Below are 13,818 nucleotides of genomic sequence, written 5' to 3'. Positions count from 1 at the left end.
GCCCGTGTGGTGGTCTGTCCTTCCGCAGTTAGTCGGTGCTGCCTTATTGCTGGTTGCTCCCGGACTGCTTGTGGCACTCGGATTGCGCTATCGAGGATTTGATGCGCTAGGGCTGTCCCCTGCCCTCTCGGTAGGCGTGATTGTCCTGGCTTCGACGCTGAGCCCCTTTTTGCATGTCCGGTTCACCGTGCTTCCGGTCGCTATCGTGGCGGTCGCGCTCGGCGTCATCGCGTGGTTCGTTTCCCGGTTCCGTCCTCGCGCCGGGGAAATGCCGAGGCCGGGGCTTTGGCGGCGGTCAGCACCATTTGTGGCCTGTGCGCTCGCACTCGCGGTGGTCGGCGCCAGGGTTATGCAGGCTATCGGCGGCCCCGAGCATTTTTCGCAGACCTACGATGCGGTGTTTCACCTCAACTCCGTCAAGTACGCCCTTGATACCGGGAATGCCTCGTCCCTGACGATAGGCGACATGACCGGCGGTGGTTTCTATCCCGCAGGCTGGAACGCGGTGGCGACCTTGGTCGCCTCGACCTTCGCGCTGGACGTTCCGGTCGCCGTGAACCTCACGAGCATAGTCCTCGCGGCAGTGTTTTGGCCTCTAGGCTGCGTCTTGGCGGCCAGGTGGACCATCGGCCGTTCCTCCGCGGTTGCACTGGCGGCCGGCATAGCGTCCGCCTCGCTTGGCGCATTCCCGCTCCTGATGATGGACTTCGGTGTCCTGTACCCCAATCTGCTGTCGATCAGCATCCTGCCGGGTTCCATAGCCCTGGCTGCGGCAATTTCCAGGGTTTCCCCGGCCTGGGTGCCCCGGGACCTGTCGGCGGTCCTCGCGCTCTTGTTGAGCCTTGCGGGGCTCCTTGTGGCGCATCCGACCACCTTCATGGCCTGGCTCACATGGACGGCCCCGATGGTCGGTGTCCTTGCGTGGAAGGCCTTCAAGCTCCGGAGACGGGGTTTGCTGCGTCTTGGGAGGGCCAGGTTCATGGTCCCCTTGATCGGCTATTGCGTTCTATTCCTCATCCTCTGGATCGTCCTCAGGCCACCGTCGGACGCTTCATTCTGGGGCCCGTACCATACGGTCCCGCAAGCTCTCGGCGAAGCCATTGTTTTCTCTCCGTTGGATTTGCCTGCCGCCTGGCTGGTGGCACCGGTGGCGCTCCTGGGCCTTTGGGCGGCGCTGGGGCGGATTCGGTACAAATGGCTCGCAGGAGTCTTCCTGATTTTCACGGTGCTGTTTGTGGTTGTGTCCGGCTTCCCCATTTCCAGGGTCCGTAGTATCTTGACGGGCGTCTGGTACAACGACAGCTACCGTATTGCAGCACTGTTGCCCCTTGTCGCTGTCTTGCTTGCTGCCGTTGGCGTCGAGTGGATCTGCCACAACCCATACCTTTCGCAACTGTTCAAGCGGGTTTTCCGTCGAGGCGGCCCAGGGATCCGCCGGTCCGGTCTCCGGACTGCACTTGAATACGCCTTGGCTGCCGTTCTCGTCGCCGTTGCCGTCGTCGTCGGACAAGTGGGCGGAGTGAACAAGGAAGTGGAGCAAGCGGCGTCAAAGTACGCCTTGTCGGCGGACTCCCCTTTGGTTTCGAGCGACGAGCTGGCAATCTTCCAAAGACTGCACAATGACGTCCCGCAAGACGCGATCTTGATCGGGAATCCCTACACCGGAGCGTCTCTTTCGTATGCCCTCGGTGATCGCAAGTCTGCTCAGCTCCATATCCTTAGCTATGTTTCGCCTGATCTCCAAGAGATCTACGACCACTTGGATGCAGTCTCAAAGGACCCCGCGGTGTGCAGGGCTGTTCGGAGCGAGCATTCCTATTACGTCCTTGACTTCGGATTGCTGGAAGTCCATGGAGGCAACCACACTCCGGCTGGTTTGGCCCGCTTGGACCAAAACCCCGGAGTTCAGCTCGTAGACAGCCAGGGAAATGCGAAGCTCTACAAGATAACCGCCTGCGGAGCCAGCTGAGAAGGCGCACTGTCCAGTTGGTGTCCTCAGGTGTCGGAAGCGGTATCCAGGCCGGCCTTGGCGGGTTGGCCGGCCCCTTCGCTAGTCCCGCGCACCTGGGCTAGTCCGCCGAGCGGCGCCGGAGTTCCCGGACGACGTCATGCACTTCGCCGTCCATGATGATCTCGCCGTGCTCCAGGAGCACACCACGCTTGCACACCGAGGCGACCAGATCCAAGTCGTGGCTCACTACGAACAGCGTCTTGCCGGCCGCTGCCAATTCGTTGATCTTGGTGATGCATTTGCGTTGGAACGGTTCGTCGCCCACGGCAAGGATCTCGTCGATGAGGAAGACCTCCGGGTCCGTGTGAACCGCGATCGAGAAAGCCAACTTCAGGTACATGCCCGATGAATAGAACTTGACCTCGGTGTCGATGAACTCTCCGATTTCGGAGAACTCCACAATCGAGTCGAACATTTCATCGATCTGGTTTTGGCTCATCCCAAGGATGGCCCCGTTGAGGTACACGTTGTCGCGCCCGCTGAGGTCGTGGTGGAAACCGGCTCCGACTTCGATCAGTCCGGCGACTCTTCCCCTTGTATGCACGGTACCTTCGTCCGGCTGGAGCACGCCCGAAATGAGCTTCAAGAGAGTTGACTTGCCTGAGCCGTTAAGCCCGAGCAACGCCACGGTTTCGCCTTGTTCGACATCCAGCGAAACGTCCTTCAGCGCATCGAACTTCTTCGAAAGGTCCCCTTTACGCCCCGTCAGCAACCAGACAATTGCTTCTTTCATGCTGCGGGTGTGCCGGAGCACGAACTTCTTCCGCAAATTCCGGCAGGTGATCGCCACCCTGTCGGAAACTTCCGCGGGTACAGTCATTTCAGAGCTCCTGGGCAAAGTGGACAGACAACTTCATGAAGACGAGCTGGCCGATCACGAGGACGAGTGCAGCGACGCCAAAGGCAGAGGGGAACCAGACGGTGAGCAGGTCCGGCGGCATGGAAATCGACCCGGATTGCGCAGCGCTCAGCGTCGGGGACCAAAATGCCCAGTGGAAGATTTCGACGGCGACTGTGACCGGATTCAGCTGGTACAAAAAGAACCAGGGACCCATGACGCGCTGCACCATCGGCCACACGTAAAGGACCGGTGAGGCCCACGTGACGATCATGAGGATCATATCCACGATGTTCTCGGAGTCGCGGAAGTAGACGTTGGCGGCACCGAAAAGGAGGCCAAGGCCGGTGGAAAGAATCGCTGTCAGCACAAACGCCCCGACGACTGCCAGCAATTGCCAGACCGAGGGACTCCAACCGGTCAAGAGGCAGGCTCCGAGCAAGACCACTACCTGGGGAAGCAAATGGGCTGCGGAAACCCACACGGTCGAGACGGGGAACAGCTCCCGGGGCAGGTAGATCTTACGGATAAGGTCTCGGTTGTCCACAATCGAACGGGTCGCGTTGCCCAGCGACTCCGTGAAGAAATTGACCAGCACAATTCCCGCAAACAGATAGATCGCGTAGTTGGGGGTTCCGCGCTGCATGTCGAGGAAGACGCCGAGAGCGACGAAATAGATCAAGAACTGCATCAGCGGCTTCACGTAGGACCACAGGAGTCCCAAGACGGAGCCGCGATAGCGGATCTTGATCTCCTTGCGCACCAGTAATTGCAGCAGGAACTTGTGCTTGTAGACGTCGACGATGCCGCGGCCGCGGCCCGGTTGGACCAAGTCGGTCACGGGCTGTGCCATCTAGTGGCCTTCCTCGTCGGCCAAGCCAAACGTCTTCTTCCAAGCTTCCATGGAGGTGATCTCCGGCAGGGCCTTGCGGTACTGCTCCGAGAGTTCCTCCCACTGGCGGTAGAGATTGGCGTGGAGCTTTCCTGCTTCCGCCAGCATGGACTTGAGCTTGTCAGGATCGCGTTTGTACCAGGAAGCCGCGGTGCCATCGGCGTTCGAAACCACAACGCTGTCATAGTGCGCCAAGCGGAACCATCTGTTGTCCCGGTGTGCCAGGAAGCCCTGCGGCCGCTCTGCCGATTCCGCGGCCGGCTTCTTCACCAACTGGCGGGCAACCGTGGTGACACCCCATTTAACGAGGTCCTTCTTGTTGGGAAGTCCAATGGGATTGAGACCGGAGGGTCCGCGGCCCAATGCCGGGGCTGGAAAATCATCGACGTTCTCGCGCATCTCCGCGTCGGGATAGTCGGACTTCAACGCATTGATCTCGCCGAGCTTCGTGGCGAGATTGCCATGCAGATGCGCGGGCCCGAGGAAGAGATCCTTCAGGGCATCGAGGCGTGAATGTTCGGTGAAGTACTGCATCGAAACCAAGTGCTTTACATCGGCTTGGAACGACTCCCGGATAACGCGGCCACCCTTCTTATAGGGGCTGTAGATGAGCGTGGTGATCAGGCGGTTCCGGCCATGGAAATAGGCCTGCCAGCCGACCAGGTCGTCCTTGTCGATCCAGGAGACATGCCAGACGGCCGCGCCGGGCAAGGAAACCGTGGCAAAACCGGCTTCACGGGCGCGAAGTCCGTATTCGGCGTCGTCCCACTTGATAAAGACAGGAAGCGACAGCCCGATCTCGCGGATGATTTCCGTCGGGATCATGCACAGCCACCAGCCGTTGTAGTCGACGTCGACGCGCCGGTGCAGCCACGGCGTCTGCCGAAGGTTCGCAACGCTGAAGTCGTGCCTCATCTCCATGTCCGCATGGGGCATGGCCGGCACGAATCGATAGGGGTCCACCACTTCACCAAAGGTGTGGAGAACGCTGCGGCTGTAGAGGTCGAACATGTGGCCGCCGACGATAGTCGGCTTCCGGCAATGGTCCGAGAAGGTCAGCAGGCGCGCGATACTCTCCGGTTCGATCACGACGTCGTCGTCCAACAGGAGCGCGTAGTCGCTGCCGTTCTCCACGGCCTCATACATGCCGCGGGAGAAGCCACCCGAGCCGCCGAGATTGGCTTGGTTGATGATCCGCAGCTTGTCACCGAGGGCGGACTTCACTTCGGCAAAGCCTGGCTGCTCGGCAACCTTTTGGGTTCCTTGGTCCACGATGAGGATTTCCTGGACGTGTTCCAGCACCTCGGGATGCTCCGAGAGGATCCTGGCGTTGTTCAGGCAGAAGTCCGGCTTGTTCATGGTGGTGATCTCGAGGGTCACCTTGCCGGGGTTGCCCTTGCGCTCCGCGCCTTGCCATTCCGCTGAATCGAGGGTCAGTTCCTCACGGCTGGAGGCCAGATCGAACCAGTACCACCCGCCGTCGCCGAAGGGCTTGAGGGAGAGTTCGAATTCGGTGACAGCGGCGCCCTCGACCCTCGCACCATCAACACGCTGGAGAGTGCCCCGCGCGTTCGACTTGTAGACCGTGACTGTACCGTGGCCCGTTGTACGGACAACGAGGCGGACCATTTGAAGGTCCGTCCAGCGGCGCCAGTAGCTCGCGGGAAACGCGTTGAAGTACGTTCCGAAGGAAAGCTGCTCTCCCGCGCGGAGCCTTACGGAACTCCTGGAGAGGACGTCTTCAAAATGGACCTCTTCGCCGCCCGAACTGACGAAGTGAAGTTTCTCCTCGGTCGACTTGGGGTTCCTGGCGAATTCGTCGTTCTCGCGGAGGCGGATACCGTTCGCTGGTCCGGCGTCGACGTACAACGCTGTGGTGTCCAGCTGGTCATCAGCGGGCAGGATAACCCGCTGCAATACTTGCATCTTGATTTCGCTGCTCACGCGTCTACTCCTCCACTTTCAATTGCCGCGCCGCTTTCGAAGTGCGGACGAATCCTGTTTTCAAACATCGACAGCGCCGAACCGATGGCCATGTGCATATCGAGGTACTTGTAGGTGCCAAGACGCCCGCCGAAGAGTACATTCTCTTCCGCCGCCGCCAAATCCCGGTACTTGAGCAGCTTCTCCCTGTCGAGTGCCGTGTTGACCGGGTAGTACGGTTCGTCGCCCTTTTCCGCGAATCGAGAGAACTCACGCATGATCACGGTCTTCTCCGTCTGGTATTCGCGCTCGGGGTGGAAATGCCGCGGCTCGATGATCCTGGTGAACGGGACGTCGTCGTCGTTGTAGTTCACAACGGAGGTCCCCTGGAAGTCGCCCATGTCCAGGACTTCCTCTTCGAAATCGATGGTGCGCCAGGACAGGTCTCCGGCGACGAAGTCGAAGTAGCGGTCCACCGGGCCCGTGTAGACGACGGGAATCTTGCCGACAACCTTGTCCTTCGAATACTCATGGGAGTTGTCGAAGAAGTCCGTGTTCAGCCGCACTTCGATGTTCGGATGCTCGGCCATCTTCTCGACCCACGCGGTGTATCCGTTGGTCGGAAGGCCCTCGTACTTGTCGTTGAAGTAGCGGTTGTCGTAGTTATAGCGGACGGGAAGCCGGGAAATGATCCCTGCCGGCAGGTCCTTGGGGTCCGTCTGCCACTGCTTGCCGGTGTAGTGCTTGATGAAGGCCTCGTAGAGTGGACGGCCGATCAGCTGGATGCCCTTGTCGTTGAGGTTCTGCGGATCGGTTCCCGCAAGTTCGCCAGCCTGCTCCTGAATGAGTGCCCGCGCCTCGCCGGGCTTCAGGTTGGCCCTGAAGAACTGGTTGATCGTTGCCAGGTTGATGGGCAGGGAGTAGACCTCGCCCTTGTGGACGCCGTACACCTTGTGCACGTAATTGGTGAAGGTAGTGAACCGGTTGACGTATTCCCAAACCCGTTCATTCGAGGTGTGGAACAGATGCGCACCATACCGGTGCACCTCGATGCCCGTTTGCTCTTCCATTTCGCTGTATGCGTTGCCTCCGACGTGGTGCCGGCGGTCGATGACAACAACCTTCAAGCCCAGCTCGGTGGCTGCCTGTTCTGCGATTGTCAGGCCAAAAAAGCCCGACCCGACAATGACGAGGTCAGCGGTCACAAAATCTCCTGGTTCGAATATGGGCAGCCCAATGGTGTGCATTGGCTGCAGGTCAAGCCTACCCGAGATGGCGCGCCCGGTTTTCGAGCCGGCCCCTCCCCGGGCGAACGAGTGCCACGTTTTCCACATAGGCCAACTGCCCAAGAACACCCGGTGCTCAGCACAAATATCGTGGGAGAACAGCAGACGCGCGAACCGAAGGAGCGGACACAATGACATTCCATTGCACCCTTGTCCGGGCCCCGGGGGCGTTACGGCAAAGTGAGCCCATCGAACTGACCATGGCCGCGGGAAACGGCACACCCGGCGCCGTCGTCGAGGCCGCAGTCGCGGCTGAGTTCGGAACCGGAAAACTCGCGGTCGATGGACTGCCCCTCGGCGGCCTCACCGTTGGTTCGGCGCCGCTCATCTCGGGAGCTGTGTTGGTGGACGGGGCCGGTCAGGAGGCGCGGGACACCCGTGACGGCAATCGGAGTCCGGCAGCGTTGTCCTTGCTGGTGCATGCCGGACCAGCCGCGGGCCTGGTCATACCGTTGGAACGGGGCACTTACACGATTGGCCGGAGCAACGCTGATATCTGCCTCCCGGATCCCGATGTTTCCCGGGTTCACGCCGTCCTCACGATCTCCGAAACAGCCGTCACCATAAGCGACACGGGGAGCGCGAACGGAACAGTGGCGGATGGACGCAAAGTCCGCTCCGCCCACCTCTCAACCGCTTCCAGGATTCGATGTGGTGGCTCGGTCATGTCAATAGTCTTCGGCGACGATGAGCATGGAGCGGAGTCGCTGGGGACCGCAGGCCTGGGCGTCGCCGAGCCGATCCTGGTTCCCCGGCGCCATGATGCCGGCAACCGAACGCACCTTCTCCTCACGGCCGGGCTCCCAGTCCTGCTGGGAGTCGGAATGGCACTTGCCACCGGCATGTGGATGTTCCTCGGATTCACCGCAATTTCGGCCATCGCGATTCTTGTCCCGGCAATTTCGGGAAAACGCGAGCGCCGCCTTCTGGCTGCCGCGATCGCGGCGGCCGTCGAACAGGATCGGGCCAGACGACGGCGGTGTTCACCATCCGCCGCTGAGCTCGCCTTTGCCGTCAGCTCAGCAGCCTGCCTCCCCACGGAACACGGACGAAGGCAGTTGACACCGCCAAGAACCAGCACAACGCAAGGAACCGGCACGGTTAAGGGAGCCCGTACGGAGCAAGCCTCGGGCGCAACGCAAGGAACGGCGGGCTGCCGCGATGTCTGGCTCCGGCTCGGCACCAGTCCGCAGAATGCCCGCGTTGCGCTCGATCCCGCGGACCCGGGCTTTCAGCCACCGCATTTAGGCCCGGTTCCGGTAGTTCTGGATCCCTCCCTGCAAACCGTTTCCCTCTCGGGACCCGAAGCCACGGTGCAAGGAGTGTTCAGATTCCTACTCATGCAACTGGCCGCCTTTCCGGGCGCAAGCAACGTCCCCGTCCTCATACACGGAGCGATGACCCACTTGCCGTCAAGTGCCCGGTTCCTCCCCCGCGTCACCTTGACCACGGACTCCTCTTCAGCCGCAACTGTTCTTTCCGCGCCCACGGACAGACCGGGAGCACTGTTTCTGGTGGGGCCCGAACGTGATCCCACCATCGGCCCACTCCGGGCGGCGGCGATCGAGTCCGGATGGAGAGTCTTCCAACGTTCCGCAGGCGGGGACGAAAGCAGTTGCGCGGTCGAACTGCGGAGCAATGGCGCAATCCTCCGCTCGTGTCTATCGGAAACGGAATTTGACCCTGACCTTGTACCGCACCTTGTCTTCGACCGCTACTGTCGGTCATTGGCGAGATTGCCCGGCTCGGCGGCAGAAGGGGCGCCGCTTGTCCCCTCTAGTTGCCAACTTGCCGAATTGCTTCCGCCAGAGCCTTCAAGCATCGCGGACCGCTGGAGCACTTCTTCAGTACGCGGAGGGCTGTCTGCGGTCATCGGGCAAGGAACCGACGGACCCCGGTCGTTGGACCTGGTTTCAGACGGCCCGCATCTCCTCGTTGCTGGAACTACGGGATCGGGAAAGTCAGAGCTTCTGCGCACGATAGTGTCCGCAATCTCGCTGACCCACAGCCCGGACAGGGTCAACTTCCTGTTTGTTGATTTCAAGGGAGGTTCGGGCCTCGGGCCGTTGCTCGACCTTCCGCAATGCGTCGGAATGCTGACGGACCTCAGCGAACACGAGCTCGAACGTACCCTCTCCTCCCTCCGGGCCGAGGTTCGGATGCGGGAAGCGACCCTTTCGAAGGCCGGGGTCCCTGATTTGCCTGCATATTGGGCCAAAGCCGGCGGAACCGGGGGCGGGGGCGAGTCGGGACGAAGGAGCCGGTTTCCAATACTGCCCCGTCTTGTACTTGTAATCGACGAATTCAGGATGCTCATTGAAGACGCCCCCGATGCCTTGGCCGAATTGATGCGGATCGCCACGGTAGGACGGTCTCTGGGCATTCACTTGATCATGGCTACACAACGTCCACAGGGTGCCCTGAGTGCGGACATCCGGGCCAACGTGACTACCAGCATTGCCCTTCGCGTCCAATCAGAAATGGAATCCCGGGACATCATCAACTCACCGGCGGCGGCATCGATTCCGGTGTCTCGACCTGGCCGGGCATATATGGTTCGCGGAGGGGAGGATGCCGAGCCCTTTCAGTCGGCAACTCTTGCGGGCAGCGAAAAGGCCCCGGCGCTCACAAAGGCCGTTGCATTGCCGACAACGGGGTCGCTCCGCTTCGGCGGTTGGTCTGAAACAGCCGACGCAGCGACTCAGGGGGCGATCGCGACGCCAGCAGAAGCCGCCCGTTCCATTATTAAGGCGATCAACCAGGTTTGGGACGTCCGCGGGCGTTCAGCACCCCGGAGACCCGTTGCACATCCGCTTCCAGAATCCGTTCCCTTTCACGATTCCCCCGGCATAGCGGCAATCACGGGAAAGCGCGCGGCAAGCGGATCGCCGGCAGGGCCGACAGCCTACCTTGGCTTGGCAGACTTGCCGGCGCAACAACGAGTTGCCGGCTTGTACTGGACTCCGCTCGTCCACGGGAATCTTGGACTCGTTGGTCCTCCTGGGAGTGGAGTCGACGATACCTGTAAGGCGGCAGCGGCGCAGCTTGTTGGAAGTGCCGAGGAACTCCATCTCTATATCCTCGACGGCGACGGTTCGTACACCGACGTGGCAGCCCAGGGACGAGTGGCGGCCGTCGCCTCCTCCACCGACAGCAGGAGGGGAGTCCGCATCCTGGAGAGGCTCGCGGCTGAGATGTCGTCGCGGCAATCCCCGGGAACCGCCGGGCAGGTCCCGCTTCTGCTGGTTATCTCGAACTGGGGTTCGTGGGTCTCCGAGTTGCGCGCCGGAGCGCTGGCCTGGGCAGAAGACGTTGTTCATGCGATCGTCCGCGATGGACCAAAGGCAGGAGTGGCTGTTCTTGTCACCGGCGATCGCGAACTGACAGCGTCACGCATGTTCGCGTCAATCCCCAACCGCGCCTACTTTCCCACCGGGACAACGGAAGAAGGGCGCTTGGCGTGGCCGCGTTTCGTGGCTATGAAGCCTCTGACAGGCCGGGCGGTCGTGAGTGGCAACCTGCTTGACGTCGACACGGCAGTCGCGCAGCTCGTGGCGCCCCCTCCAGGCGTGGCCTGGCCATACGGCGTGCCCCCGGAGCCCGCACGGCGCCCATTCCGGGTGGATCCCCTGCCGCAGTTCATCCGGGCTTCGGATCTCGCTGCCCTTAGCCGAACCGAAACCGCTGCCCTTTCCCGCGCTCGCGCGCAGGGGTCGGTACTCCTCGGGGTTGGAGGGGACGAACACGAACCTGCTTGGATCACACTGCCGCGCCCAGGCATCCTCCTCGCCCTTGGCACTCCCGGTTCCGGCAAGTCCTCGTTGCTCACCGCGTTGGCCATGCTCAATCCAGGCCATCATTGGTGGGCGCCACCCGAAGGGACCGATCCTGATGCCGGTTGGGCTGCATTCCACCGGGATGCGCGCCGCAGGCTCGTGGGAGCAGAAGTCATCCCCTTCGTGGACGACGTCGATCGCCTCAGCAGCGAAACCGCCGTCCTCCTGGCTGAACTTCCCGGCATGGGCTTCTCAGTCGTGGCGACTGCGGGAAGCCCAGCCCTCATGCAGCGGACGCCGCTTGCTTCCCTGGCCGGAAACCACGGAACCGGACTTCTCCTTGGCAATGCGCCGCCTGCCGCTGCGGATTTCTTCGGCGTGCGCATCGCCGCCGAACAAGCGCCGCCACCGGGTCGTGCTGTCCTCATTGAGAATGGACGAACACGCTCCCTCCAGATCGCCGCTCCGGGTTAGGAAGCCGTACCAAAGGGAAAACAGCTAGAGGGCGGCGCGGGATCCGCCCGCCCGGGAAGCAAAGGCAACCACCCGCTTGTCGAACAAAAAGACGATCGCGGCCAAAGCCGGCACCACCATGGCCAGGCCGGCGAGAACCAGGCCTCCGGTCATGGTGGGAAACCCGATGGTCAGGGCGAACAGCTGGGCAACCAACGCCGGTGCCCGGGTCCAACGGTAGCCACGGAACAGGAAGTGTCCCACGGCAAACAACAATGCAGAAAAGGCCAGCAGAAGGCCCAAAGTAAATACGGCTCCCCAGAATGAGGCCACCGGAGCCCCTGTCACGAGCTCGTATATATACAGCGCCCCGGCGATCAATAGTGCGAGGGCTTCCAGCACAACCACAATCGAAATAACAACGATTCCTGCAGGACGCGGTCCTCCGCCGATTGCCCGGCCTAAGTTATCGCGGCTGGTCCCCTGGCCGTCGTCGCCGGGCGCTGCTGGGTGATGGTGGGGGTTCAGAGGGGGTCTTGACACACTGGCACACTACCGGACATAGTCGAATACCTGTGAGTAGGCCGGTATCCAATGTGATGCATCGCTCACGGTTTCAAACGCTTGAACCCCTTGTTTACATGGCGTTAACATGACACGCTTGACTCAGACGACCAAGGGGGCCCAATGGGTCCCCTTTCCTATGAAGCCTCTCGTGAATATTTTCACAAAAGGCTTAACTAGTACTCACGAATGGAGTGACTGATCAGCATGGATTGGCGTAACCGCGCAGCCTGCCTTGACAAGGACCCGGAGCTTTTCTTCCCCGTAGGCAACACCGGCCCTGCGCTTCTCCAGATCGAGGAAGCGAAGAGTGTCTGCCGCCGCTGTCCCGTCGTGGACACATGCCTTCAGTGGGCCCTTGAGTCGGGTCAGGACGCTGGCGTCTGGGGCGGAATGAGCGAGGACGAGCGACGTGCACTCAAGCGCCGCGCCGCCCGCGCCCGCCGCGCTTCCTAAGCGACTCGGCCCGCAAAACACACCGCCTGAGGCAAAGAGAACACACGAAGATGGCCCGGACTGATAAGTCCGGGCCATCTTCGCATTTCTGACCGCGGTCAGAGACAGAGCGCGTCGCCAGCGGACGGCGTCAGCTCCGGACGAGGTTCAGGACGATCTCGACGGCGGTGCCGCCGCCGTCGCGCGGCCGCCACTGGATGCTGCCACCCAATTCGCTCGTGACGAGCGTCCGCACAATCTGAAGGCCTAGACCTTCCGTGTATGACCCCTCGGGCAGCCCGACGCCATCATCGGCGATCGTCACCGTGAGGAGTTCATCGCCGCGCTCCCCCGTGGACCGATCGGCCATGAGCCAAACCGTTCCGGCCCGTCCTTCAAGGCCGTGCTCCACCGCATTCGTCACGAGCTCATTGATGACAAGAGCAAGGGGCGTGGCAAAGTCGCTCGGCAACTCGCCGAACAGGCCCGCGCGCTCGGTCCGGACGTGCTGCGAAGGGGACGCTACTTCTGCGGAGAGCCGGAACTGGCGTCCAATAAGTTCATCGAAATCAACGCTCTGCGTGAGGCCTTGCGAAAGTGTCTCGTGAACCAAGGCAATCGTCGCCACTCGCCGCATTGCCTGCTCCAGGCCTTGCTTCGCCTCATCGCTGACCATCCGTCGCGACTGCATGCGCAGCAAAGCCGCCACGGTCTGCAGGTTGTTTTTGACGCGGTGGTGGATTTCACGAATTGTCGCGTCCTTGGTCACCAGCTCGAGCTCACGGCGTCGCAGTTCGGACACGTCGCGGCACAGCACCAAGGCTCCGAAGCGATGCTTCTCGTCACGCAACGGAATCGCGCGCAACGACAAGCTGACACCGCGGGACTCGATCTCGCTCCTCCAGGGCATCCGACCCGTGACGACCAGCGGCAATGTCTCGTCCACCATCCGCCGGTCCTTGAGGAGTCCTGCGGTTACTTCCGCAAGGGACCGTCCTTCCAAGGTTTCCACCTCGCCGAGGCGACGGAAGGCGGAGACACCGTTTGGACTCGCATACTGGACGATCCCGTCGGCGTCGAGCCTTATCAGGCCGTCACCCACGCGGGGAGCGCCACGGCGGGAACCCGTCGGTGAAGCGAAATCCGGCCAGAGTCCCAGCGTTCCCATCCGGAGCAGATCGTAGGCGCATTGCCGATAGGTGAGCTCCAGGCGGGAAGGCATCCGCGAACTGGAAAGGTCCATATGCGACGTGACGACGGCAAGGGTCCGTCCGTTCCTGACCATGGGAACCGCCTCGACGCGCAGGGCCATCTCGCTGCTCCAGCTCGTTTCGCTGGAGCGTTCGATGGAACGGCTGGACCACGCTTTGTCGACTATCGGTCGCAGATCCGAGCGGATGCCTTCCCCGACGAAGTCCGCATGAAACACCGTGTGGCTCGTCGACGGCCTCACGTGAGCAAGCGCGATGTAACCGAATTCAGGATGCGGAAACCATAGGGCCAAGTCCGCGAACGCCAGGTCGGCGACCATCTGCCAGTCGCCGACCAGGAGGTGCAGCCATTCGGCATCTCCAGGCCCGAAATCAGCGTGCTCCCTGATGGGGTCTGTAAAGATTGCCACTGCACCTCCATATAACGCC

General features: G+C 61.7%; 9 protein-coding genes. 3 read left to right on the top strand and 6 right to left on the bottom strand.

Features of this window, described 5'->3' with window-relative positions; translation table 11 throughout:
• Nucleotides 1-4 precede the first annotated feature (4 nt).
• Nucleotides 5-1,969 carry a DUF6541 family protein gene (locus AC3WJM_RS02915; RefSeq protein ID WP_307053568.1) on the top strand — a complete coding sequence of 655 codons (1,965 nt, stop codon included), beginning with the start codon at nucleotides 5-7 and terminating at the stop codon, nucleotides 1,967-1,969.
• A 100-nt stretch (nucleotides 1,970-2,069) separates the two neighbouring features.
• Here the strand turns inward: AC3WJM_RS02915 and AC3WJM_RS02910 are convergent, their stop codons facing one another.
• The 4 genes from AC3WJM_RS02910 to glf are packed head-to-tail and all read right to left on the bottom strand — an operon-like array spanning nucleotide 2,070 to nucleotide 6,869.
• On the bottom strand, nucleotides 2,070-2,831 hold the full coding sequence (locus AC3WJM_RS02910; protein ID WP_059387557.1) for an ABC transporter ATP-binding protein: 762 nt from the start codon (nucleotides 2,829-2,831) through the stop codon (nucleotides 2,070-2,072).
• A 1-nt stretch (nucleotide 2,832) separates the two neighbouring features.
• A complete protein-coding gene (locus tag AC3WJM_RS02905) occupies nucleotides 2,833-3,702 on the bottom strand; it encodes an ABC transporter permease (protein WP_059387556.1) in 870 nt (289 codons plus the stop codon).
• Complete coding sequence (locus tag AC3WJM_RS02900) at nucleotides 3,703-5,667, bottom strand: glycosyltransferase (RefSeq protein WP_307053603.1); 1,965 nt, start codon at nucleotides 5,665-5,667, stop codon at nucleotides 3,703-3,705.
• Nucleotides 5,668-5,681: 14 nt separating this feature from the next.
• Nucleotides 5,682-6,869, bottom strand: coding sequence for a UDP-galactopyranose mutase (gene glf / locus AC3WJM_RS02895; protein ID WP_059387555.1), 1,188 nt, complete (start codon nucleotides 6,867-6,869; stop codon nucleotides 5,682-5,684).
• A 212-nt stretch (nucleotides 6,870-7,081) separates the two neighbouring features.
• Here glf and AC3WJM_RS02890 point away from each other — a divergent pair, with 212 nt between their 5' ends.
• Nucleotides 7,082-11,200 carry a type VII secretion EssC family protein gene (locus AC3WJM_RS02890; RefSeq protein WP_492271171.1) on the top strand — a complete coding sequence of 1,373 codons (4,119 nt, stop codon included), beginning with the start codon at nucleotides 7,082-7,084 and terminating at the stop codon, nucleotides 11,198-11,200.
• A 24-nt stretch (nucleotides 11,201-11,224) separates the two neighbouring features.
• Here AC3WJM_RS02890 and AC3WJM_RS02885 read toward each other — a convergent pair whose 3' ends face one another.
• Nucleotides 11,225-11,632, bottom strand: coding sequence for a hypothetical protein (locus tag AC3WJM_RS02885; RefSeq protein WP_253257159.1), 408 nt, complete (start codon nucleotides 11,630-11,632; stop codon nucleotides 11,225-11,227).
• Between the two features lie 318 nt (nucleotides 11,633-11,950).
• Here AC3WJM_RS02885 and AC3WJM_RS02880 point away from each other — a divergent pair, with 318 nt between their 5' ends.
• Entirely contained in the window at nucleotides 11,951-12,199 is a 249-nt protein-coding gene (locus tag AC3WJM_RS02880; RefSeq protein WP_003804966.1) for a WhiB family transcriptional regulator, read from the top strand.
• Between the two features lie 130 nt (nucleotides 12,200-12,329).
• Here AC3WJM_RS02880 and AC3WJM_RS02875 read toward each other — a convergent pair whose 3' ends face one another.
• The gene (locus tag AC3WJM_RS02875) at nucleotides 12,330-13,799 is read right to left on the bottom strand and encodes a sensor histidine kinase (protein ID WP_236811889.1); all 1,470 of its coding nucleotides are present in this window, start codon (nucleotides 13,797-13,799) and stop codon (nucleotides 12,330-12,332) included.
• Between the last annotated feature and the right edge of the window lie 19 nt (nucleotides 13,800-13,818).

This window comes from Arthrobacter sp. FW306-1B-G06A, from assembly GCF_058781765.1.
This window is presented reverse-complemented; position numbering and strand designations above follow the sequence as displayed.